This is a genomic window from Hydrogenophaga sp., from assembly GCF_031426985.1.
GTDB lineage: Bacteria > Pseudomonadota > Gammaproteobacteria > Burkholderiales > Burkholderiaceae_C > Hydrogenophaga.
The window spans coordinates 11,459-11,803 of sequence record NZ_JASJOY010000096.1; the positions used below are offsets into that span (position 1 = coordinate 11,459).

Annotated in this window: 1 pseudogene; it reads left to right on the forward strand. The window is 58.6% G+C overall.

The features are described from left to right. Nucleotides 1-345: pseudogene (locus RMP09_RS12355) on the forward strand (argininosuccinate synthase domain-containing protein); the annotation flags it as partial.

A 345-nucleotide genomic window follows, 5' to 3' on the forward strand; every position in this document is an offset into this window, starting at 1 on the left:
CTGTTCATCGACGAACTGGGTGGCCGCGCCGAAATGAGCGCCTTCATGACCGCCAACGGTTTTGGTTACAAGATGAGTGCCGAAAAGGCCTACTCCACCGACAGCAACATGCTGGGCGCGACGCACGAAGCGAAAGACCTGGAAAGCCTGCAAAGTGGCATGAAGATCGTCAACCCCATCATGGGCGTGGCGTTCTGGAAGCCTGAAGTGGATGTCAAGGCTGAAGAAGTGATCGTGCGCTTTGAAGAAGGCATGCCCGTGGCCCTGAACGGCGTCGAATACGCCGACCCGGTCGAGCTGTTCCTGAAAGCCAACGAAATCGGCGGCCGCCACGGTCTGGGCATG